The organism is Methylocystis sp. ATCC 49242 (genome assembly GCF_000188155.2).
GTDB lineage: Bacteria > Pseudomonadota > Alphaproteobacteria > Rhizobiales > Beijerinckiaceae > Methylocystis.
The window spans coordinates 134309-155137 of the sequence record NZ_KE124774.1; the positions used below are offsets into that span (position 1 = coordinate 134309).

General features: G+C 62.6%; 19 protein-coding genes. 12 read left to right on the forward strand and 7 right to left on the reverse strand.

The genetic code is table 11. The features are described 5' to 3' along the window. Positions 1 to 108 precede the first annotated feature (108 nt). A complete protein-coding gene (locus MET49242_RS02540; protein ID WP_036280425.1) occupies positions 109 to 621 on the forward strand; it encodes an Hsp20/alpha crystallin family protein in 513 nt (170 codons plus the stop codon). 62 nt (positions 622 to 683) lie between these two features. On the opposite strand, the gene MET49242_RS02545 is transcribed toward MET49242_RS02540, so the two are convergent. Further along, positions 684 to 1949 (reverse strand): FAD-dependent monooxygenase, encoded by a 1266-nt coding sequence (locus tag MET49242_RS02545; protein ID WP_036280427.1) that lies wholly within the window; start codon positions 1947 to 1949, stop codon positions 684 to 686. Between the two features lie 572 nt (positions 1950 to 2521). Here MET49242_RS02545 and MET49242_RS02550 point away from each other — a divergent pair. The 3 genes from MET49242_RS02550 to rlmH all read left to right on the forward strand — a co-directional run bounded on the left by MET49242_RS02550 (position 2522) and on the right by rlmH (position 4848). After that, positions 2522 to 3493, forward strand: coding sequence for a quinone oxidoreductase (locus MET49242_RS02550; protein ID WP_036280430.1), 972 nt, complete (start codon positions 2522 to 2524; stop codon positions 3491 to 3493). A 488-nt stretch (positions 3494 to 3981) separates the two neighbouring features. Beyond that, positions 3982 to 4359, forward strand: coding sequence for a ribosome silencing factor (gene rsfS / locus MET49242_RS02555; protein WP_051133950.1), 378 nt, complete (start codon positions 3982 to 3984; stop codon positions 4357 to 4359). 9 nt (positions 4360 to 4368) lie between these two features. Beyond that, positions 4369 to 4848: a 23S rRNA (pseudouridine(1915)-N(3))-methyltransferase RlmH gene (gene rlmH, locus MET49242_RS02560; RefSeq protein WP_036280433.1), complete on the forward strand. Its 480-nt coding sequence runs from the start codon at positions 4369 to 4371 to the stop codon at positions 4846 to 4848. Between the two features lie 9 nt (positions 4849 to 4857). Here the strand turns inward: rlmH and MET49242_RS02565 are convergent, their stop codons facing one another. Together MET49242_RS02565 and MET49242_RS26315 are read right to left on the reverse strand one after the other, a co-directional pair. Beyond that, the gene (locus MET49242_RS02565) at positions 4858 to 5544 is read right to left on the reverse strand and encodes an SH3 domain-containing protein (RefSeq protein WP_051133951.1); all 687 of its coding nucleotides are present in this window, start codon (positions 5542 to 5544) and stop codon (positions 4858 to 4860) included. 321 nt (positions 5545 to 5865) lie between these two features. Further along, the gene (locus MET49242_RS26315; protein ID WP_256378568.1) at positions 5866 to 5991 is read right to left on the reverse strand and encodes a hypothetical protein; all 126 of its coding nucleotides are present in this window, start codon (positions 5989 to 5991) and stop codon (positions 5866 to 5868) included. Positions 5992 to 6282: 291 nt separating this feature from the next. Between MET49242_RS26315 and MET49242_RS02575 the strand changes: the two genes are divergently transcribed. Next, positions 6283 to 7575, forward strand: coding sequence for an adenylosuccinate synthase (locus MET49242_RS02575; protein ID WP_036280438.1), 1293 nt, complete (start codon positions 6283 to 6285; stop codon positions 7573 to 7575). A 755-nt stretch (positions 7576 to 8330) separates the two neighbouring features. Here MET49242_RS02575 and MET49242_RS02580 read toward each other — a convergent pair. Then, positions 8331 to 9209 (reverse strand): alpha/beta fold hydrolase, encoded by an 879-nt coding sequence (locus MET49242_RS02580; RefSeq protein WP_158497238.1) that lies wholly within the window; start codon positions 9207 to 9209, stop codon positions 8331 to 8333. A 330-nt stretch (positions 9210 to 9539) separates the two neighbouring features. On the opposite strand from MET49242_RS02580, the gene MET49242_RS02585 reads away from it, so the two are divergent. The 4 genes from MET49242_RS02585 to MET49242_RS02600 all read left to right on the forward strand — a co-directional run bounded on the left by MET49242_RS02585 (position 9540) and on the right by MET49242_RS02600 (position 14121). Next, complete coding sequence (locus tag MET49242_RS02585; RefSeq protein ID WP_244430664.1) at positions 9540 to 11537, forward strand: amidohydrolase; 1998 nt, start codon at positions 9540 to 9542, stop codon at positions 11535 to 11537. A 281-nt stretch (positions 11538 to 11818) separates the two neighbouring features. Next, the gene (locus MET49242_RS02590; RefSeq protein WP_036280444.1) at positions 11819 to 12307 is read left to right on the forward strand and encodes a DUF2948 family protein; all 489 of its coding nucleotides are present in this window, start codon (positions 11819 to 11821) and stop codon (positions 12305 to 12307) included. 28 nt (positions 12308 to 12335) lie between these two features. Continuing rightward, positions 12336 to 13637 carry a histidinol dehydrogenase gene (gene hisD, locus MET49242_RS02595; RefSeq protein ID WP_036286616.1) on the forward strand — a complete coding sequence of 434 codons (1302 nt, stop codon included), beginning with the start codon at positions 12336 to 12338 and terminating at the stop codon, positions 13635 to 13637. Beyond that, the gene (locus MET49242_RS02600; protein ID WP_192815567.1) at positions 13594 to 14121 is read left to right on the forward strand and encodes a UPF0262 family protein; all 528 of its coding nucleotides are present in this window, start codon (positions 13594 to 13596) and stop codon (positions 14119 to 14121) included. Before hisD ends, MET49242_RS02600 begins: the two co-directional genes overlap by 44 nt. 103 nt (positions 14122 to 14224) lie before the next feature. Here the strand turns inward: MET49242_RS02600 and MET49242_RS24675 are convergent, their stop codons facing one another. Beyond that, positions 14225 to 14482, reverse strand: coding sequence for a hypothetical protein (locus tag MET49242_RS24675; protein ID WP_144259439.1), 258 nt, complete (start codon positions 14480 to 14482; stop codon positions 14225 to 14227). Positions 14483 to 14862: 380 nt separating this feature from the next. Between MET49242_RS24675 and MET49242_RS02615 the strand changes: the two genes are divergently transcribed. Then, a complete protein-coding gene (locus MET49242_RS02615; RefSeq protein ID WP_036280451.1) occupies positions 14863 to 15303 on the forward strand; it encodes a low molecular weight phosphatase family protein in 441 nt (146 codons plus the stop codon). 4 nt (positions 15304 to 15307) lie between these two features. Here MET49242_RS02615 and MET49242_RS02620 read toward each other — a convergent pair whose 3' ends face one another. Further along, the gene (locus tag MET49242_RS02620; protein ID WP_036280453.1) at positions 15308 to 16477 is read right to left on the reverse strand and encodes an amidase; all 1170 of its coding nucleotides are present in this window, start codon (positions 16475 to 16477) and stop codon (positions 15308 to 15310) included. A 32-nt stretch (positions 16478 to 16509) separates the two neighbouring features. Next, positions 16510 to 18270, reverse strand: a complete 1761-nt coding sequence (locus tag MET49242_RS02625) for a long-chain-acyl-CoA synthetase (protein WP_036280455.1) — start codon at positions 18268 to 18270, stop codon at positions 16510 to 16512. Between the two features lie 253 nt (positions 18271 to 18523). Here MET49242_RS02625 and MET49242_RS02630 point away from each other — a divergent pair, with 253 nt between their 5' ends. Further along, a complete protein-coding gene (locus tag MET49242_RS02630; RefSeq protein ID WP_036286617.1) occupies positions 18524 to 19840 on the forward strand; it encodes an O-acetylhomoserine aminocarboxypropyltransferase/cysteine synthase family protein in 1317 nt (438 codons plus the stop codon). Next, positions 19837 to 20784 (forward strand): homoserine O-succinyltransferase, encoded by a 948-nt coding sequence (locus MET49242_RS02635; protein ID WP_051133953.1) that lies wholly within the window; start codon positions 19837 to 19839, stop codon positions 20782 to 20784. Before MET49242_RS02630 ends, MET49242_RS02635 begins: the two co-directional genes overlap by 4 nt. Positions 20785 to 20829: the final 45 nt, after the last annotated feature.

The window sequence follows — 20829 nt, forward strand, 5'->3', positions numbered from 1 at the left end:
AAGGCTCAGCTTGATTGTCATAAAGCCTTGACCACTTTTCGTGTTGCACGGCGTTGCGCCGGAGTTGCGCACACTGGCGCGGCTCAACGCTGAATTTTGGAGGGAGATATGGCCGAAAAAGAATCGACCCCCGTGACGAAAAAAGAAAGTTCGATGATTTCCCCCGATCTGTGGGATTGGCGGCCGTTCGAGGCGCTGCGTCGCCAGCTCGATCGGTTCTTCGACGAAGCGCCGCTGCAAAAGCGGTCGGGTGACTATGAGCCCTTCGAGCGCTTTGTCGGCTGGCCCGCGACGCCGCCGGTCGATTTCGTCGAGCGCGACAATGAATATGAGCTGACCGCCGAGCTCCCCGGAATGGACCAGAAGGATGTCGAAGCGAAGGTCGTCAATGGCGCGCTCGTCATTCACGGCGAGAAGAAAGTCGAACGCGAGGAAAAGAACGAGGGCTATTTCTTCTCGGAGCGCCGTTACGGCTCGTTCAAACGAAGCTTCCGTCTGCCGGATGGCGTCGATGCGGAAAAGATCAAGGCGACTTTCGAAAAGGGCGTGTTGAAGGTCACGCTGCCGAAGTCCGCCGAAATGAAACAGCAAGAGAAGAAAATCGAGATCGCGTCGAAATAATCACAACATTCGGCGGCAAAAAATGGCGCGCGATACGTTCGCGCGCCATTTCTTTTTCTGGCTCATGCGCTTTTGCGCGTTTCCTCGGCCACGGGTTGACGCATGAGGCGCGGCAAGACGAGATGCGGCAGGATGCCCTCGCGGATCACCGCCCGCCGCAGCGGCCCCAGCGCGGCGATCGCAATGAAGCTCGCGCCGCGGAACAGGTCGACCGGCAGATAGGGCACGATCAGCGAGCGGTTCAGCACATCGACGCCATGCGTGCGGAAACCGATGTCCGCCCGGCGGTGGCGATCGTAGCGCGAGAGGGCGCGCGACAATTCCTGCTCGTTCTTGAGATCCACGCTCGCGAGACAGTCTTCGAGATCGGCGACGTCGCGCAGGCTCAGGTTGAGGCCTTGCGCGCCGATCGGCGGGAAGACGTGGCATGTTTCGCCGACAAGCGCGAGTCGACCGGCCGCATGTCTGGAGACCTGCATGCCGCCCATGCGGAACTGGCCGATTTCGCTCTCGATCCTCATCGCGCCGAATTCGGACTTCGCATAGTCCTCGATCTCATATTCGAGTTCCTCGCGCGGCTTGGCGAGGCGGCGTCGCGCGTCGTCGACGCTCATCAGCCAGACAAGACTCGAACGATGCGGCGAATCCTCGCGCGCAGGCAATGGCACCAGCGTGAAGGGGCCGGAGCGCGTGTGATATTCGGTGGAAATATTGTCGTGCGGGAATTCATGCCGCAGCATCATGGTGAGGGCGACTTGCGGATAGGTCCATTCCTTCACGTCTATGCCCGCGACGGCGCGCGCGCGGCTACTGCGTCCGTCGGCGGCGACGATGAAATCCGCCTCGATCCGCCGACCGTCCTTGAGTATGGCGGTCGCGCTCACGCTGTTGAGCTCGTAATCGACGATGTCCGCGTCGACCATTTCGATCTCGGGGCGCGCACGCACGAGGTCCAGCAGGACACCGACGAGTTCGTCGTTGGAAATATTGACGCCCAAAGCCGGCAACCCGACTTCGCTCGCCCGCAGGGTGAGCTCCGGAACCGGGAAGAGCTGATCGGTGTCGTCGATCATGCGGATCGCTTCCACCGGGCAGCCGAGATCCTTCACGCGCTCCAGCGCTCCCAGCGCATCGAGAAAGCGCACCGAAGCCTCGAACAATGCGACGGTGCGGCCGGGCAGGGGCGGCGGAATGCGGCCGACTAGCGTCGTCTTCAATCCGGCGCGCGCAAAGGCTAACGCCGCCGCGAGGCCGGTCGAGCCCGCGCCGGCCACGAGAATGTCGGTCTTAGTCGTCGCGCCTTGATCCTGCGCGGAAACCTCGGTCATTTCATGTCTCCCGTCTGTCACATGTTATAGCGTCGGACGCGCGGCTAAGCGAGGGCGCCGGCGACTTTTACGGCGCCGCCCTTAGGTCCCGGCCGGGAGCGGGTGTAGGGTGGCCGCCTTTTTCAGGCGCCCGCCATGTCATCCCGGCTCAACGGTCTTCTCATTCACCTTTTCACCGCGAGCGGTGCGGCGCTTGGCCTTGCGGCGTTGTTCTGCGCCGTGGAGGGCCGTGTCGTCGCGACGCGCGTGGCGCTGTGGCGCTCGAAGCTTCTCGACCCCGCGGTGGTCGCCTGTATCGTCTGCGCAGCTTCGGCGCTCTATTTCTCCGACAGGCGAATGAAGACGGAAGACTTGTGGTTTCGTGGCTTTCCCGCAATCTGGAATGTGCTCGTCTTAATATCTGTTCGAGTTGCGCGCCGAGCCGACGGTTTCACTCGCCATCGTAATCGTCGAGGCCGGGGATCAGGAGCTTGCGGCGGCGTCATTCGCCGTGAAGGCGGCGCTGGTCGGGGCGGCCTGTTATTTAATGATCCTGCCGCTGTTTCGAGGGGCGGAGACGAAGGGAGAACGTGATGGTCAAGGCGATTCGCGTGCACAGGCCGGGCGGCCCCGAGGCCCTGCAGCTGGAGGAGGTCGAGCTGGCGCCCCCGACGGCGGGCGAGGTGCAGATCCGCCATCGCGCGATCGGCGTCAATTTCATCGACATCTATCGCCGAACGGGGGCTTATCCGGCGGACTATCCCTTCACGCCGGGTCATGAAGGAGCGGGGCAGGTCGTCGCCGTGGGCGATGGCGTCAAGGATTTCGAGGAAGGCGACCGCGTCGCCTATGTCGGCGCGCTCGGAGGCTATGCGGAGGCGCGCAACATCGCCGCTGATTCCGTCATTCACCTGCCGAAATCCTTTTCCTACGAGCAGGGCGCCGTCATGATGCTCAAGGGGCTCACCGCGCAATATTTGCTGCGGCGCACCTTTCGGGTCAAAAAAGGGCATCGCGTGCTGGTCCACGCCGGCGCGGGCGGCGTCGGTCAATTGCTTTGCCGGTGGGCGAGCGCGCTCGGCGCAAAGGTCATCGCCACGGTCGGCTCGGAGGACAAGGCGAAGATCGCAGAGGCGGCAGGGGCCGAACACACGATCCTCTATCGCAGTGAGAATTTTCCTGAGCGCGTGCGCGAGATCACCAAGGGACGCCTGTGCGACGTGGTGTATGACGGGATCGGGCGGGCGACGTTCCCCGCTTCCCTCGACTGCCTGAAGCCCTTCGGCCTCTTCGTAAGCTTCGGCTCGGCGTCGGGGCCGATTGAGGCCTTCGACATCGGCTTGCTGGCGCAGAAGGGGTCTCTCTTCGCGACGCGGCCATCGCTCTTCACCCATATCGCGAGGCGCGCCGATTATGAGGAGATGGCCGAGGATCTGATGCACGCGGTCAAGAAAGGCCATTTGATTATCGAGGCGCCGGAGACCTTCCCGCTGGCGGAGGCGGCGAAAGTACACGTCGCCCTCGAATCACGTGCGACAGCGGGTTCGATGGTTTTGATCCCCTGATTGGGCGATTCGCGCATGAGTTGCGGGGGCGCGGCGTCAAAATCCGAGAAAATGTTGCTTTTTGGCAACGAAACGCGCTCCGGCGATTCCTCCCGTCACCTAACTTGTTGAGGCGGCGCGCCTTCGACTTTCGGAAACCGCCGCGGCGGAACGACGGAATCGACATTTGATCCTGGACAAATCACCATTTTCGCTCGGGTCGCAAACGTAGACGGAAAATATCTTCGGGCGTTTCGATTCGAATTGGGCTATAAGGGAGATGTTCCGGCTTTGAGGTTCCTCCCGCCTCTCGATTAGCCCGAACCGCCTTCAAGACCCGGCGCTGAAGCCGGGTTTTTTTCGTCGCGGGGGCGACGAACCCTCGTTCCTATTGCATTCGGCGACAAAGCGTCCCATCCTTATGTGGCGGCCATGCCTCGAGGGGCGCGGGGCCGCGAAGCATGAGGGTCGCAACGCTGTCGACAAGTGTTCATCCGGGGACAGGGGCAATGTCCCATCCGGCTCCCGGCGCCAATGCGCCGTTATCCGGCCTGATCGTGCAAAATGTCCTCAAAAGCCTCGATGACTCCAAGGCCGAGGACATCATCTCCATCGATCTGCGCGGCAAGACCGCCCTCGCCGATGAAATGATCATCGCGACAGGACGTTCGACTGTGCATGTCGGCGCGATCGCCGACAAGGCGATCAAGGCCTGCAAGGCCGCGGGCGTCGTGTCGCCGCGCGTCGAGGGCTTGCCGCAATGCGATTGGGTGCTGATCGACGCCGGCGACGTCATCATCCACATCTTCCGTCCCGAGGTTCGTCAGTTCTACAACCTCGAGAAGATGTGGGGCGGCGACCGTCCGGTGGAGATGCGGCTGGCCTGAGACCAGCCGATGCGCCTGGGACTGATTTGCGTGGGCCGGCTGAAGGCCGGTCCCGAACGAGAAATTTTCGCGCGCTACGCGGAGCGCATCATGGCTCTTCGACGAATTGGGCTTGAGGGGCTGGACCTCAGGGAAATCGACGAGCGCAAGGCCAAAAGTTCGGGCGAGCGCATGGCGCGCGAGGGCGAGGAGATGCTTGGCCATTTGCCCGCCGACGCCGCGCTGGCCGTTTTCGATGAACGTGGCAAATCAGCCGACAGCGCCGCCTTCGCCGCCTTCATCGGCCGAGAGCGCGACGCGGGGCGCAAGGCGATGTGGTTCGCAATTGGTGGCTCGGAGGGGCTCGACGCTAGCGTGCGCGCACGGGCGCAGGCGGTCTTTTCCTTCGGAGCGATGACGCTGCCGCATCAGCTCGTGCGCATTCTTGCGGCTGAACAGATTTATCGCGCCATGACGATCTTATCGGGGCACCCTTATCACCGTGCGTGAAGCACGCGTCTATTGTGGCCCTGCGGACTCGCGCAAATAGCGTCCGTTCACCCACCCGCGCATCGACGGGTCGTCCGGCCTCTCGACGCGGCACCATCGCTGGCCGCCGGTATTCTTGCAGCCGAGGTTCTTCAGAACCGCGCCATTGGCAAACCGCATAACGAGCGCGCCCTTCGGGGAGGGCGCCTTGCGCATGCTCAACTCATCGCCGTGGCCGACGCCCGTGACCTCCCAGTAGTCCGGCCCTCCCGTCAGCCCGTCTGCATAGTCCGGCCCCTTTTCATTTGTGCTGCTCTGTTCGCCAAGAGCGATCGTCAGCGTGTAATTGGCGGTCACGCCGCGCCGCGCGTCATTGCGGTAAAGATAGACCCTCGCGCGGTAGTCGCCGCTCGTCGGCGCAGCGCCGCTATATTCGATGACGGACATGGCGTTGGGCATGGCCACGTCCGACCCCGGAGCCATGAGATTGAAGTAATTGCTCAACTTGTTGGTCCTGAGATTGATCTGGATCGACTCGCCGGCGCCGGCCGGGAAAACGTAATCGACGTGGGCGTAACCCTTTATCCGTCCCCTTATCGTCGCCCGCCCGTCCTTGAACGAGACGCGTTCGACGCGCTGCTCGTCCCGCGCGGCGGCGAGAGTCGGGAGCAGGGCGAAAGCGAGCGCGAGGATGAAGCTGCGGGTAAGGTTGAACATGCCTGCTCCCTGGTTCTGAATCATGTGTCTCAAAACAGTTTGTGGCGCATGAGCGAGTCCTGCGCTGCTGATCGAAAGCCCTTAACCGAAACGAGATTTTTCGCCGGCCCTGCGGGGCGGCAAGGCGTCGACGTTTGCGGAGGTCCGCCGGGCATTTCCATTCGCAAGTCGCCCGGCGCGGGATGATGAAGGCCCGCAAGGAACGATGTGAAAGCCTAAGTCACACGAAATGGAACTGCAAACACCATGTTGTGTTGCTCGGTTTCAAATCCCAGGGAGGGGCGCTCTGCAGGCGGCTTTGTTTTCACGCCGGGGAAGCGCTCAGGAGGCAACGGCGCCGGCTGCGAGGCCGAAGATCATGGCGGCCTGGCCGGAGGTCTGGCGCAAATAGCGAAGCAGCCCGTTCGCTATCTCCAGCGGATGAGGGGTGCGCGCCTTCGGATTCATGGCTTCGCTCTCCGGGCGGCGTGACGCGTTACATGTTTTCCGGCGAAGCTTGGCCATGGATTCGCTAAGAAAAAGTAGCGTAAGCTCAATAGTATGCAACATGCGTGCGGCTCGCCGTCCTACTTGCGCCCCGCAAAAGGCCCGAGACGACCTCACGCGGCCGACGACATCCGGGCCGCGCTTTCGCGCACAGGCTTTACCGCCCGCCCGTCCTGCGCTAAACCCCGCCCGTAACGGCCCTTCGCGTTACTGCGCGGGGCTTTTTTCGTTTTCTGACAGAGACAGAATGCCATGGCGAATGTGGCGGTGGTCGGCGCCCAGTGGGGCGACGAGGGCAAGGGCAAGATCGTCGACTGGTTGTCGCTCGAGGCGGACGTCGTGGTTCGCTTTCAGGGCGGGCACAACGCCGGCCATACGCTGGTCATCGACGGCGTGACCTACAAGCTCGCGCTGCTGCCCTCGGGCATCGTGCGGCCGGGCAAGCTTTCGGTCATCGGCAATGGCGTCGTCGTCGATCCGCACTTTCTCGTGGGCGAGATCGATCGGCTGCGGGAGCAGGGCGTCGCCATCTCGCCCGTGAATTTCAAGGTCGCGGAGAACGCGCCGCTCATTCTCTCGCTTCACCGGGAGCTCGACGCGCATCGCGAGGAGGCCGGCGGGGGCTCCAAGATCGGGACCACGAAGCGCGGCATCGGCCCGGCCTATGAGGACAAGGTCGGCCGCCGCTCGATCCGCCTGATGGATCTCGCCGAGCCCGACACGCTCGACGACAAGATCGCCCGCGTTCTCGCGCATCACAACCCGCTGCGCCGCGGCCTCGGCCTGCCGGAAGTCGCGCCCGCGACGCTGCGCGAGGAGCTGCTCGGCGTCGCGCCGCGCATCCTGCCCTTCATGGACGCGGTGTGGGATCTGCTCGACGCCGAGCGCCGCGCCGGCAAGCGCATCCTCTTCGAGGGCGCGCAGGGCGTTCTGCTCGACGTCGATCACGGCACTTACCCCTATGTGACGTCCTCCAACACGGTCGCGGCGTCGGCCGCCAGCGGCTCGGGGCTGGGGCCGGGGGCGATCGGCTATGTGCTCGGCATCGCCAAGGCCTATACGACGCGCGTGGGCGGCGGTCCTTTCCCGACGGAGCTGCACGACGAGATCGGCACGCTGATCGGCGACCGCGGCCATGAGTTCGGCACCAACACGGGCCGGCGCCGCCGTTGCGGCTGGTTCGACGCCGTGCTGACGCGGCAGGCCGTGAAAACCTCGGGAATCAACGGCGTCGCGCTGACCAAGCTCGACATTCTCGATGGTTTCGACGAAATCAGGATCTGCACGCATTACATGCTGGACGGCGCCCGCATCGACCGCCTGCCGGCCTCGCAGGCGGCGCAGGCGCGCGTGACGCCCGTCTATGAAAGCTTCCCCGGCTGGAAGGAATCGACCAGCGGCGCGCGCAGCTGGGGCGCCCTGCCGGCGCAGGCGGTGAAATATGTGCGCCGCATCGAGGAGCTGATCGAGGCCCCCGTGGCGCTGCTCTCCACGAGCCCCGAGCGCGACGACACGATTCTCGTGCACAATCCCTTTCAGGATTGAGGACCTCTCGCCCTCCTCCTCGCGGGGAGGGTGGGCGCGCGCCAATATCCCCGCCGCCTCTCGGCGCGGGGCAGGGAATCCGGGACGCCGCGGCTCCGTGAAACCTTGGCGCGAGAGAGAATCGGGGCCGCAGCGTCCCGAATGCGGATCGCGTCGTCTCGTCGCCTCCGGGTTCAGGGTCTTTTCCCCGTTTAGGGTAATCGGTCCCCGCGCCAACCTCGGATATTGCGGCCAGGGCTTTATTCTCCGCGCGAAGGAGAGCCTCGGGCCGGCGACGCGCCGCCGGATCGGGAACGTGGGTCGACGTCCCGCCGGATCCGCCCCCGCCAGCGCCGCCAGACCCATGGCGACGCCCCTTGCGGTTGGCTGGGGTGGGCGGGATATAGGAATTTATTCCGGAGCTGTCAAGGGTCGGGTTTGGCAAGGCCTGATAATTTCGCGAAAGCTGCGCCATTTTGGGTCGAGGATCAATTTTAGCCCCATATGCTAGCGCCCCTCCCATGCCAACCCCGCGAGCGGCGGCCGACGCAAGACGAAAGACAGCAGGGCCGGTCCATCGGAACAGCTAGTGGTCAAAATCTAACGCTTGGAACCCAGTTCCAGTATCTGAGCGGAGACAGCGTCGGAGTCAGCAATGCGCCAATTGCAGACCTTCCGCGCAGTAGCAAGGAATTTCGCAGTTCAATGCATTTTGGATATTCCTTACGATGAACCTCGGGGTGCCTCGTCAGCGCGAGGGGTTTTTCAACAGCGTGCTAGTGGCGCTTGGACGTTCGCACAATAAATTCCGACATCAGCCGCACCAGATCTTCGCCGCGTTCATTAAGCATGTTGTGACCGCAGCCCGGCAAGCCCACGAGCCAGGCGTTGGGTCTCGATTTTGCTACGCTGAGGGCGCTTTCCGGCACGGCGACAACATCGAGAAGGCAGGTCATGACCAGCATGGGGGCCGTGCCGCCACTGGCCCATTCTGCTTTCGGGGTGGCGTCGCTTGCTTTGACCTGAGCCGCGGCGAGGACAGGATATTCTCCCTGCGCAGCATCCAGGGCGGCCAGGTGCTCATTGCCCGGCGCATACATGAGTTGGCCCTGAAGCTTCAGCCACTCGTCCTTTGGGGTGTGGGGGTCGATATAACGCTTGTAGAGGGCGAGCGTTTCCGGAGACGGCAACTGTTCCCCGCCTGCGCCGATCAGAATTACACTGAGAACGCGATCTGGCTTGTCTTGCGAGGCGGCGCGAACAACGCGATTTCCGTAGGTTTTCCCCGCCAGGTGGACTTTCTTTAGCCCCAGCGCATCGGCGACCCGCCACAAATCATTGGCGTAGTCGTGGAGCGTAAGTCCGTCGATCGGTCCGGTGCTGGCGCCCAACGAGCGATAATTATACGTGATTACGCGTATGCCGTTTGCGGCGATACCTTTGGCGAGTTCGCTAAGCTGCGCCGCGGGCCGGCCGTTTCCTGCCGCCATGATAAGCGTCTCGCGGCCTTTGCCGAACTCAAAAACCTCGATCTCGATCCCATCTGACTTGACGATCCTCCTGGCGTCTTTGTGGGCCGCGTGAAGTGGCATTACCGAGAGGATCGAAAAGGAAAATATCCCCGCGAATGAATAGACAGCTTTTCCGAAATTCATGAGCTTGCTCGTCCTCTCGCGCCGCTTCATGACGCGGTGCGCCCGCGCCTCCGTGGTATTGCCAATTTAACCACAGAAGAAGCTGCGCATGCGCAGCTTTCTTATGTGACTTGCTCTCGCGCTCACGCGCCGAGCGGCAGCGCCTAGAGCATGGCTTTTCAGCATGGATGAAAGGCACCCGTCGATGGTCCGCTTTGGGTCAAAAGCGGTCCACCGCCAACCGCTGTCTGCCCCGGGAACCAAGCGTTAGATTTCGAGCACTAGTTGGCCGTTGAGTCGACTTTCTGAGCATAGCTTGCCATGCTGCGCTCGCAACTCGGAGGGCTAGCGTTGCGGCAGCTTCACAAATCCCAAACTTCCCTGTTCGCCGGCATGATTTTGCTCGTGGCTTCGACGTTTTTCCCGCCGCGCCTCGCTCCGGCCGAAGGGACATTCAATGAGCCCGTAGCGAAAGCGCTGCACGATCCCGAGACAGCGCCGCAGCCCACTCCCGCAACGATATTCGTCGCCCGGAAGATTATCACGATGGAGCCGAACCGCCCGTCAGGAGAGGCGGTTGCGGTTTCGGGGAAGCGTATCGTCGCGGTCGGAACGTTGGATGAGGTGAAGAAAGAACTACGCGACAGGAATTACAGGGTGGATGAGACGTTCAAATCAAAGATCGTCATGCCCGGTTTCATTGACCAGCATCTGCATCCTGTCCTCGGCGCGCTGACGCTCGCCATCGAGGTCATTGCACCGGAGGATTGGGTGCTGCCCGGCAAGACCTTCAGGGCCGCGGCCAGTGAGGCAGAGTATCGCGCGCGGCTGAAAGCCGCCGAAGCCAAATTGAAAAATCCCGACGACTGGCTTCTTTCGTGGGGCTATCATTCGCTCTGGCACGGTACGCTCGACCGTAAAGCGCTTGATGCGATCAGCAGCACGCGTCCCGTCGCCATCTGGCAGCGCTCATGCCACGAATTCATCCTCAACACGCCCGCGCTCAAGGCGCTAGGTCTCACCGAGGAAATGACGAAAGGCAAGGGAACCGCGAGCGAACAATCCAACTGGGAGGACGGGCATTTCTGGGAGACGGGCCTCAACCTGATGATCAAGCCGATGATGAATGTGCTCGCCTCACCAGAGCGTCTATCGCGCGGTCTGAAGCAGATGGTCGCCTACGAGCATGCAAATGGCGTCACCGCCTATAACGAGCCCGGAGCGCTTTACGCGCCGGATATGTGGAAGCTCTACGAGCAGGTTCTCGGTGCGCCGGATACGCCAATGTACTCGACCTTCATTGCCGACGGTCGCAGCATTCCTGATCGTGTCGGCCTCGACAAGGCGCTCGATGCGACGGAGGCGCAGATCGCCGTCGCGCCGGAGGGGGCTGGCAAGAAGCTCATGTTCTTCCCCAAGCAGGTCAAGCTGTTTGCCGATGGAGCTATAATCTCGCAACTGATGCAGATGAGGGATGGCTATATCGACGGCCATCACGGCGAATGGATCATGCCGCCCGCGCAGCTCGAAGAGCGCGCCAAACTCTATTGGGACGCAGGATATCAATTGCATATTCACGTCAACGGCGATCTCGGCCTTGACACGGTGCTCGACGTTCTGGAGCGGCGCATGCGGGAAAAACCGCGTGCCGACCATCGCACGGTGATCGTGCATTTCGCCAATTCGACGGAGGATCAGGTCAAGCGGGCCGCTCGTCTGGGCGCGATTGTCTCCGCCAATCCCTATTACACGACCGGCTTCGCAGACAAATATGGACAGGTGGGGCTGGGACCCAAGCGCGCCAACTTGATGGTGCGGGCAGCCTCGGTGCTGAAGAACCGGATGCCGCTCTCCTATCATTCCGACCTGCCGATGGGGCCGAGTGATCCACTTTATCTGGCTTGGGCGGGGGTCAACCGCCTCACGCCATCGGGTCGCGTGGCTGGCCCCAGCCAACGTATCTCGGTCGAAGCGGCGCTTCGGGCGATCACAATCGAGGCCGCCTATTCCTGGCGAAAGGAACATCAGATCGGCAGCATTGCGCCCGGCAAAATTGCCAATTTCACAATCCTGGAGAAGGACCCCTATGAAGTCCGCGCCATTGATCTCAAGGACGTGCCGGTGTGGGGCACTGTATTCGAAGGTCGTGTCTTTCCGGTTCCCGAGAGTATGAAGCGGGCCGAGCGGGCAGCAGTTCCGGCCCCGCAAGACGCGGCGCAACGATCGCAGCCGGCTTCTATTTCATTCCGAAAATACGCCGTCGCGCCTCGTAACGAAGCCTGCGATATGGTTGGGATCGCTCGTGTAGCGTCCAAAGCCTACGAGGAAAATCTCGCCTCGGAGAAATGAGTGTATGTGCGAGTCGTGCACGCTTGCAGGCCTCGTTGCTCGACGTGTGAAACTTCGAAGCCTCGGCACGAAATCGAGGGCGCTGAAAATTACGAGGCTTTTGCTGGATATTTTCGATATGAAAATATTCCTTATTTCACTCGCGCCCCTGCTTCGCCCCTCCGACACAACGCATCCATCCCTTCAACCCCACAGCTCCCGCCAACCCCATGTCAATCAGAGGTTACACGGGCTTGCGTCCATCCGCGCCTGTCGCCATATCGGTCGCAGGAGGAATCAGCATGCTCGCAACCCCGCAAAAGGACGCTCCCTCGCTGCGACTGCACGCGCTCGACAGCGAGGATCTCTCGCTGCTCTCGGCCCATGTGCAGGACGCGCTGGTGCGCGTCGGCGACATCGCCTACCTCCCCGGGAAGCGCCGCTTCGCGCTCGTCGGCTCGCGCTTCGACTGGGCCGCGGAGCTGGAGGGGCGGCTGGAGCGTTGCCGTTCCGGCCTGCATTTCGAGGGCGTGCAGCGCGTTCGCTGCCAGAATGTCGCGCGCGACCGGCCGGACGCCATTCTCTCGCTCCTCGCCGTGACCTTCGAGCCCGGCCCCGAGGCGCCGTCCGGCGTCATTCACCTGATTTTCGCGGGCGGCGCGTGCATCTGCCTCGATGTCGAATGTGTCGAGGCGCAGCTTTGCGACGTCGGCCCGCGCTGGAAAGTCGCGGCGCGTCCGACCCATGATCTTCGTCACGACCTTGACGAAAACGCCGCTGGAGGGTCATGACAACCGGAGAACCCGGTTGGAGAAGAAAATGACCCTGCGTTTGGACGCCGCCGCCCCCGATTTCGAGCAGCAGTTCGTTTCGCTGCTCTCCATGAAGCGGGAGTCGTCCCACGACGTCGACGAGACCGTCCGCAACATCATCGAGGATGTCGTCGCCCGCGGCGACGAGGCGCTGATCGATTACTCGAAGCGTTTCGACCGTATCGACCTCGCCGAGACCGGAATCGCCGTCTCCGCCGCCGAGGTCTCGGCCGCCGAGGCCAAATGCTCCAAGGAACAGCTCGCGGCGCTCGATCTCGCGCTGGAGCGCATCACCGCCTTCCACGAGCGCCAGAAGCCGCAGGACCTGCGCTTCCGCGACGCCGCCGGCGTGGAGCTTGGCTGGCGCTGGTCGCCGCTCGATTCCGTCGGCCTCTATGTGCCGGGCGGCACGGCGGCCTATCCATCCTCCGTGCTGATGAATGTGGTTCCCGCGAAGGTCGCGGGCGTGTCGCGCATCGTGATGGTGGTGCCGACGCCGGGCGGTCATGTCGAGCCGCTGGTGCTCGCCGCCGCGAAGCGCTCGGGCATCAATGAAATCTACCGCGTCGGGGGCGCGCAGGCGGTGGCCGCGCTCGCCTATGGCACCAAGACGATCGCGCCGGTGGCCAAGATCGTCGGCCCCGGCAACGCCTGGGTCGCCGCGGCCAAGCGCCGAGTCTTCGGCCAGGTCGGCATCGACATGATCGCCGGCCCCTCCGAAGTGCTGATCCTCGCCGACAAGACCGGCAATCCCGACTGGATCGCCGCCGATCTTCTGGCGCAGGCGGAACATGACGAATCCGCGCAGTCGATCCTCATCACCGACGATCCGGCGCTCGCCGACGCGACCGAGGCGGCGGTGGAGCGTCATCTCTCCACGCTGTCGCGCGAGGAGATCGCCCGCGCGTCATGGCGCGACTATGGCGCGGTGATCGTCGTGAAGAAGCTCGCCGACTCGCTGCCGCTCGCCGACCGCATCGCGGCCGAGCATCTCGAAATCATCAGCGAGGACGCCGAGGAGCTGGCCGCGCGCGTCTCCAACGCCGGCGCCATCTTCATCGGCGCCTATACGCCGGAGGCGGTGGGCGATTATGTCGGCGGCAGCAATCACGTCCTGCCGACGGCGCGCTCGGCGCGCTTCTCCTCCGGCCTCAGCGTGCTCGATTTCGTGAAGCGCACCTCGATCCTGAAATGCGACGCGGAGTCGCTGCGCGCCATCGGCGCCGCCGCCGTCACGCTCGGCGAGGCCGAGGGCCTGCAGGCGCATGCGCGCTCGGTGTCGATCCGCCTCAACCAGCTCGGGGCCTGACGGCGTGGATCCGAGCGAGCAGCAGCGTCTCATCTCCGTCACTCTAGACGAGAACTCGATCGGCCGGGGTTCGGCCGATCAGGAGCATGAGCGCGCCATCGCCGTCTATGATCTGATCGAGAACAACCATTTCGCGCTGGTGGGCCACGCCGGCGGCCCCTATGCGCTCGGCATCTCCCTCATGGACGCCAAGCTCGTTTTCGACATCCGCGACGCCGATGGCGGCGCCGTCGTGACGCATATCCTGTCGCTCACGCCCTTCAAGCGCATTCTGAAGGACTATTTCCTGATCTGCGAAAGCTATTACGCGGCCATCCGCCACGCGACGCCGAGCCGGATCGAGGCGATCGACATGGGGCGGCGCGGCCTGCACAACGAGGGCGCGCAGCTTCTGGCGGAGAGGTTGAAGGGCAAGATCGAAACCGATCAGGACACCGCCCGCCGGCTGTTCACGCTCATCACGGCGCTGCACTGGAAGGGCTGAGAGCAGCCGCCCTGCGGGAATAACTCCGGCCGGCTGCACATACGCAGACACTCACGCTTACGCAACGATCACGCGGGTCACTGTACCTGGAGGAGGGGAAACCTTAACCGTATCCGCCAGCAAATTGAGACAGGTAAAATTCGTTGTGAATTACCTCGTCGCTCGGGAGTGGAGAATTATTCTCCAATATCCGATCGAGGGCCGCGATCTCTTCCTCGAGCTCGTGAATCCGGGCTTCGAGCTTCATGATATGTGTCGCGGCCTCGCATCCGTCCGGGTTTCGCAGGCAGGCGATCACCTGCCCATCTTTCCATTGATGGAATTCCAGCCGTTGAAGACGATCCAAAAGATTTGAGTCCATGACGCCCTCCTGCAATGCAACGACTTAGCTTAAATTAACACCGCTTCTGAAATCAACCATTGATTGTGTTGTTTTGCAAATTCCCGCCCGGCCGCGCCTGCGCTGCTCCCGGCAAGTTGCGAAATCGTCGCAGCCGTTCCACATAAGCCGAAGCATTTCCCCGCGTCCGGATTTATGCGGCGGGCTGTTTGGAGCGCGCCCGGCCGTCGTCAGGCGCAAGAGACAAAAGGCTATCTGATGTCAAGCGGTTGGTCCTGTGGCGCAATTCCCGATCGATCGACTTCCGCGCCCCGCCTCGCGACGGGCTGAGTCCATTGGCCCGGCCATTTTCCGTCGCAGCCGTCAGTGGCTCGGCGCGGAAAATGCGATAGCAGAAACCCATGGCGCGCCCGCAATCCGTCCTCTTCGCCTGCACGATGAACACGGTCCGCTCTCCCATGGCGGAGGCGATCGCGCGTCATTATTTCGGCCGCGAAATCTATTTCGCATCGGCGGGTCTCAAGCGCGGCGATCCGGATCCTTTCGCGGTCGCGGCGATGGAGGAGATCGGCGTGGACATGACGCGCCACAAGCCGCACACCTTCGAGGATCTGGAAGATTCAAATTTCGACCTGATCGTGACGCTGTCGCCCGAGGCGCATCACAAGGCGCTCGAGTTCACGCGCACCATGGCGGTCGACGTCGTCTATTGGCCGACGCCCGACGCGACGGCGACCCAGGGCTCGCGCGAGGCGATCCTTTCCGCCTATCGCGACGTGCGCGACCGGCTGACGACCCGGATCAAGGATTTGCTGGGGCAGGGGCCGGTGGCGGGCGCGTGAGCGATCACCGCGCTTTCATCTTCGCGCAGAAGCGGCGCGCGAAGGCGAGCAGCTTGCGGTCGCTTCCTCGCCGGCCGATGAAGGAGAGTCCGACCGGCGCGTCGCTGCTCGGCAGCGGCAGCGCGATCTGCGGCAGGCCGAAATAGCTCGCGATGAGAAAGAGCCGCATCATCTGATAGCGCTTGGCGTCTAGCTGCTCGTCGCTGTCCGCGAGCAGCGGCGCGCGAAATGGCGTCGTCGGCGAAACGATGAAACCATCGTCGCCGAGCATTGCGTCGACCTTCTTGCGCGCCTCGGCGCCGAAGGCTTCCGCCGCGCGCTTTTGTTCCAGCGTCACTTTGGAGGCGATGGCTAAGCGCTCCTCGACGCCCTTGCCGAAGGTCGGATGGTGTGCGGCAATCCAGCCGCCATGGGAGGTCCAAGCCTCATGCGCCTGCAGGTTGCGGAAATGCGCAAGCGCCGTCTTGAAGAATTCATCGTCCAGACGCCCCTCTCGCCAGGGCGCCGATTTCAACTGATCGATCGCCGGCGCCGCGGATGCGGCGAATTCCGTTTCGACGCCGTGGAAGGCGTCGCTCAGCAGAACCGCCTCCCTGAATTCGCCGTCGTCACTGTCCGCCGGGAGCAATACGTCGCCAACGTCGACCATTCGGTCGAGGTCGCGCGCGAACCAGCCGATGACGTCGAGCGAGGGCGCAAGCGGGATGACGCCGTCGATCGGTATTGCGCCATGCGACGAGCGGAAGCCGAAGATCCCGCAGAAAGCGGCAGGGGCGCGGCAGGAGCCGGCGGTGTCGGTGCCGAGCGCGAAACTAACGAGACCCGCCGCGACAGCGACCGCCGAGCCCGAAGACGAGCCGCCGGGATGCCGGTTTTGCGCGGCGGGATTGATCGGCGTTCCGAAATGCGGATTCGCCCCGAGAAGGCTGTAAGCCATCTCATCCATATGCGTCTTGCCGACGAGTCGCGCGCCCGCCGCGAGCAGCCTGTCCACGACCGGAGCGTTCGCATGCGCGGCGGCGTGCGTCGCCGCCCATTGCGGATGGCCGTTGGTCGAAACCTGGCCGGCGACGTCGATATTCTCTTTGACGGCGAAGGTAGCGCCCGTGAGCGGGCCCGAACCCTCCGACGCAATATTGAGGACGACCGACAGCGCGCCGAGATCGTCTTTCATCGTGGCTTCCCCCTAAGCCCCTCGCGCCAGGCTCAAAGAGCCTGACGCCCCGCGAGAATTCGCTCGTAAAGCGACGAATCCAAGGCAACATATATAGGGCTGTCGGGCGGCGCGAAAAAGACAGGGTCCTCGATCGCTCGGGGGTCGAAACCCTGCGCCGAGAGTTCACGCTTGCGGTGCTTGAATGTGTCGGTAATTTCAAGCTTCCGTGACAGGCGGATGAACAGCGGGCGCGCGTAAGGCGGAAGACTTGCGTCGAGATGCGCCCGTAGCGCTGCGCTGTCGAAGGAATCGTCGACGACGATCGCCGCCATGCCGGCGCGGCCGTCGCGACCGGGGACCTCGACGCCATAGATATTGACGTCGAGCACGCCGGGGCAGGCGGAGATGACCTGCGCCACTTCCGCCGTCGCGACGTTTTCGCCCTTCCAGCGAAATGTGTCGCCGACGCGATCGACGAAATAAATGAAACCGCGCCCGTCCTTGCGCATCAGATCGCCGCTGCGCATCCAGGCGTCGCCGTCTTGAAACACATTGCGCAATATCTTTTTCTCCGATGCGGCCGGGTCGAGATAGCCCTCGAAATCCTTCGAGATCCGCGCGATCGCCTCGCCGGCTTCATCGGGCGCGCAAAGCTGACAGAATCCGTCTTCGCCACGAAGCGGCGCGTCGGCGTCCATGTCGTATCGGATGATGCGCACGGCGTTGTGCGCGGCGAGAAAACCCGGGATACGGCCGATGGCGCCGGGCTCGCCCTCGACATTGTAGAGCGAGAAATTGCTTTCCGTCGCAGCATAAAACTCGATGATGCGCGGAATGGCGAAACGTTCGGCGAATGCCCGCCAGACCTCCGGCCGCAGACCATTGCCGACCACGAGCCGCAGCCGATGTTTTTTCTCCGCCTCGCAGGCGGGAGCGTGAGCAAGATAGCGGCAGAGCTCGCCGATATACTGGAATAATGTGCAATTGTGCGTGACGACGTCGCTCCAGAACGCGCTTGCCGAAAAGCGCTCACGCAACACGACCGACCCGCCGCCGAGAAGCGTCGCCCAGACCGCGACCACGCCGCCAACGGAATGATAGAGCGGCAGGCAATCATACATTCTGTCTTCAGGCGTTACGTCGAGCAGACCGCAAAACCACAGCGCCCAGTTCATGACGCGGCGATGCGAGACGATGGCGGCCTTTGGCAATCCCGTCGTGCCGGAGGTGTAAATATAAAGAGCGTGATCCGAAAGCGTCGGCTGTTCGCCTTCATCGAGGTTCGGAGGCGCGTCCGACTGCGCCGCCAGTTCATGGTTCAGTCTTTCATCCGCCACGACAAGTCGCGCGGAGGAGGCGCAATCGCGTAACGCCTCCTGGCAAGCGCCGGCATATCTCGACGAAGCGATGACGAGACGCGGTGACGCGATGTCGAGACAATGCGCCAGCGCGCCGCCCGTCAGATTCACATTGACGAGCGCCACGACGACGCCGATGCGCGTGAGCCCGAGCCAGATCGCGATATAATCAGCGCGACCCTCCATCATCAGGGCGACGACGTCGCCTTTCGAGAGTCCCTGCTTGCGCACCCAATGCGCGTAACGCGAAGATCTCCGCGCCAATTCCCGAAAGGTGAAATTCTCCCGTTCCGAAAAAAGGGCAGGGGCGTCACAGCGCGCCTCGGCAACCTCATCGAATGCAACTGCAAGTGTGCGGCGCTTGTCCTGTTCGATCGTCGCGGTGAGTTTAAGCGCGCGCAGCCAGTCCTTGTTAACGGATTGGGCGCCTTTGGCGGGCGGACGCGACGCCATGTCAAATGCTTTCATCGACAGGAACCCGATGGTTAACGCACGGCCGGCCCGCGTCCGTAATCCACTGAAGTAATTAGCCTTCCCCGACCGTAAAAGGAAGCCGCGCTTATTGTTAGGGTTACGCTGCGCTTTTGCTCGCCGCCACGGATGAAAGCCGCTTAAATGTTTAAATGAATTTTCCTCATCCGCGTCGATCAGGGTTCGAAACGCCGAAGAGGAGACGAACCGGCGCATGCCGCAGGGGTTCAAAAAGATGCGAAATGAAACGATCGCCGTTCACGGCGGCTACGACGGCGACCCGACCACCCGGGCCGTCGCGGTGCCGATCTATCAGACTGTCGCCTATGAATTCGACAGCGCAGATCACGCAGCGGCGCTTTTTGATCTCGAGGAGGAAGGCTTTCGCTACAGCCGCATCGCGAACCCGACGACCGCGGTTCTGGAGCGGCGGGTCGCAGAACTCGAAGGCGGCGTCGGCGCGCTCGCGACCGCGACGGGGCAGGCCGCTTTATATTACGCATTCGCCAACGTGGCCGACAGCGGCGGAAACATCGTCTCCGCCCCAACGCTTTATGGGACGACGCATACGCTCCTGCAGCACGTGATGGCGCGCCAGGGCGTGAGCGTGCGCTTCGCCGCAAGCGACTCGCCCGACGATATGGCGCGCGCTATCGACGCAGACACCAAGGCGCTATTTTGTGAAAGCGTCGGCAACCCTGCCGGCAATATATGCGACATGTCCGCGTTGGCCGATGTCGCACATGCGCATGGCGCGCCGCTTATCGTCGACAACACGGTGGCGACGCCGATCCTCATGCGTCCGATCGAACATGGCGCCGACATCATCGTTCATTCCATGACCAAATTCATGGGCGGACATGGCGCGACGCTCGGGGGGATCATCGTCGACAGCGGGCGCTTTCCTTGGAGCAAATATCCGCAACGTTTCTCGACCTTTTGTGAGCCGGACAAGTCATATCATGGCCTCGTCTATGTCGACCGCTTCGGACAAGGAGCCTATATCGCCCGCGCGCGCAGCGTCTATCAGCGCACGACCGGCGCGGTCCTCTCGCCGCTCAATGCATTCCTCTTGTTACAGGGGCTGGAAACCGTGGCGCTGCGCGTCGAGCGACATGTCGACAACGCGCGCAAGGTCGCGGAATTTCTCCGGGACGATCCGCGAGTCGCATGGGCGAATTACGCAGGCTTTCCAGATAGCGCCTATTTCGAACTCGCTCAAAAATATCTGAGGGGTCGCGTTCCTTCTCTTCTCACATTTGGTGTGAAGGGCGGACTGGAATCCGGGAAGCGTTTTTACGACCAGCTTCGACTCATAAAGCGTCTCGTCAATATCGGCGATGCAAAATCGCTCGCTTGCCATCCGGCGTCGACGACGCATCGACAAATGTCGCGTCAGGAACAGGCAAGCGCTGGCGTGACGCCGGAGATGTTGCGCCTCAGCATCGGCATCGAGCATATCGACGACATCATCGAGGACATCGACCGGGCGCTTGCGGCGGCGGCGAATTGCGGCGCCTCTTCGCACGAACTTATGGAGAACGCGGTATGACGTCGACTTGCCCCGAAAGCGACGACGTCATCGAAGTCGCTCTCGTCAACAACATGCCCGATCAGGCGCTGCCGGCGACGCAGAGGCAGTTTTCGAGTCTCGTACAATTGGGAGCCCGGGGTCGTCGCGTCCAATGGCGTTGCTATGCGTTGCCGGGAGTCGAAAGAAGTGAGACGGCAAGGCGATATCTCGAGCGCAGCCATGAAGACATCGGGGCGCTTTATCGGCGGGGCGCCCATGCATTGATCGTAACGGGCGCCGAGCCGCGAGCCGCGCGTCTTGACGAGGAGCCCTATTGGCCAGATTTGCAGTGTCTGGTCGACTGGGCGCGCGAGAATACCTTATCAACGATCTGGTCATGCCTCGCCGCTCATGCGGCAGTGTTGCATCTCGACGGAATAGAGCGCCGTCGCGCAAGCAAGAAGATCAGTGGGGTCTATACATTCAAAACAACCGCGCAGGATTGGATACATGATCCAGGCGCACCGGAAATCACGGTCGCTCACTCACGTTACAATGACGTCGTGCGTGAGGAGCTGGAGGATCGCGGATATCATATCGCGTCGCATTCAGAGGAGGTCGGCGTTGACGTCTTCTGGCGGCGCGAGCCGAGCTTGTTTTTGTTTCTTCAGGGACATCCGGAATATGACGCCGATACGCTGCTGAAGGAATATCGTCGCGATGTCCTGCGGTTCCTTTCCGGTCGGCGAGACGATTATCCTTGTGAGCCGGAAAATTTCTTCGCGCCAGAAACCTCCGAGAAACTCTCCGCATTGCGCGCGGCGGTTATGAACGGCCTCGAAGATGACGCGGAGAAGAGGCTTACGCAAATACTGTCGATGGAAAAATGTCGCGCGGCATGGTCGGATGATGCGACGCGACTCTACCGCAGATGGCTGAAAGCTGTTGCGCGGCAGATGGAAACAAGGCGCGAGATCGCATGAAGGCAGATCTGCACGGCTGAGACGCATCTGCGTCTCAGCCGAATT

Excerpts from the sequence above, each read along its gene's own strand:
- MET49242_RS02540 (WP_036280425.1), top strand. The coding sequence starts at position 109 with ATGGCCGAAAAAGAATCGACCCCCGTGACGAAAAAAGAAAGTTCGATG.
- MET49242_RS02545 (WP_036280427.1), bottom strand. The coding sequence starts at position 1,949 with ATGACCGAGGTTTCCGCGCAGGATCAAGGCGCGACGACTAAGACCGAC.
- MET49242_RS02550 (WP_036280430.1), top strand. The coding sequence starts at position 2,522 with ATGGTCAAGGCGATTCGCGTGCACAGGCCGGGCGGCCCCGAGGCCCTG.
- rsfS (WP_051133950.1), top strand. The coding sequence starts at position 3,982 with ATGTCCCATCCGGCTCCCGGCGCCAATGCGCCGTTATCCGGCCTGATC.
- rlmH (WP_036280433.1), top strand. The coding sequence starts at position 4,369 with ATGCGCCTGGGACTGATTTGCGTGGGCCGGCTGAAGGCCGGTCCCGAA.
- MET49242_RS02565 (WP_051133951.1), bottom strand. The coding sequence starts at position 5,544 with ATGTTCAACCTTACCCGCAGCTTCATCCTCGCGCTCGCTTTCGCCCTG.
- MET49242_RS26315 (WP_256378568.1), bottom strand. The coding sequence starts at position 5,991 with ATGAATCCGAAGGCGCGCACCCCTCATCCGCTGGAGATAGCGAACGGG.
- MET49242_RS02575 (WP_036280438.1), top strand. The coding sequence starts at position 6,283 with ATGGCGAATGTGGCGGTGGTCGGCGCCCAGTGGGGCGACGAGGGCAAG.
- MET49242_RS02580 (WP_158497238.1), bottom strand. The coding sequence starts at position 9,209 with ATGAATTTCGGAAAAGCTGTCTATTCATTCGCGGGGATATTTTCCTTT.
- MET49242_RS02590 (WP_036280444.1), top strand. The coding sequence starts at position 11,819 with ATGCTCGCAACCCCGCAAAAGGACGCTCCCTCGCTGCGACTGCACGCG.
- hisD (WP_036286616.1), top strand. The coding sequence starts at position 12,336 with ATGACCCTGCGTTTGGACGCCGCCGCCCCCGATTTCGAGCAGCAGTTC.
- MET49242_RS02600 (WP_192815567.1), top strand. The coding sequence starts at position 13,594 with ATGCGCGCTCGGTGTCGATCCGCCTCAACCAGCTCGGGGCCTGACGGC.
- MET49242_RS24675 (WP_144259439.1), bottom strand. The coding sequence starts at position 14,482 with ATGGACTCAAATCTTTTGGATCGTCTTCAACGGCTGGAATTCCATCAA.
- MET49242_RS02615 (WP_036280451.1), top strand. The coding sequence starts at position 14,863 with ATGGCGCGCCCGCAATCCGTCCTCTTCGCCTGCACGATGAACACGGTC.
- MET49242_RS02620 (WP_036280453.1), bottom strand. The coding sequence starts at position 16,477 with ATGAAAGACGATCTCGGCGCGCTGTCGGTCGTCCTCAATATTGCGTCG.
- MET49242_RS02625 (WP_036280455.1), bottom strand. The coding sequence starts at position 18,270 with ATGGCGTCGCGTCCGCCCGCCAAAGGCGCCCAATCCGTTAACAAGGAC.
- MET49242_RS02630 (WP_036286617.1), top strand. The coding sequence starts at position 18,524 with ATGCGAAATGAAACGATCGCCGTTCACGGCGGCTACGACGGCGACCCG.
- MET49242_RS02635 (WP_051133953.1), top strand. The coding sequence starts at position 19,837 with ATGACGTCGACTTGCCCCGAAAGCGACGACGTCATCGAAGTCGCTCTC.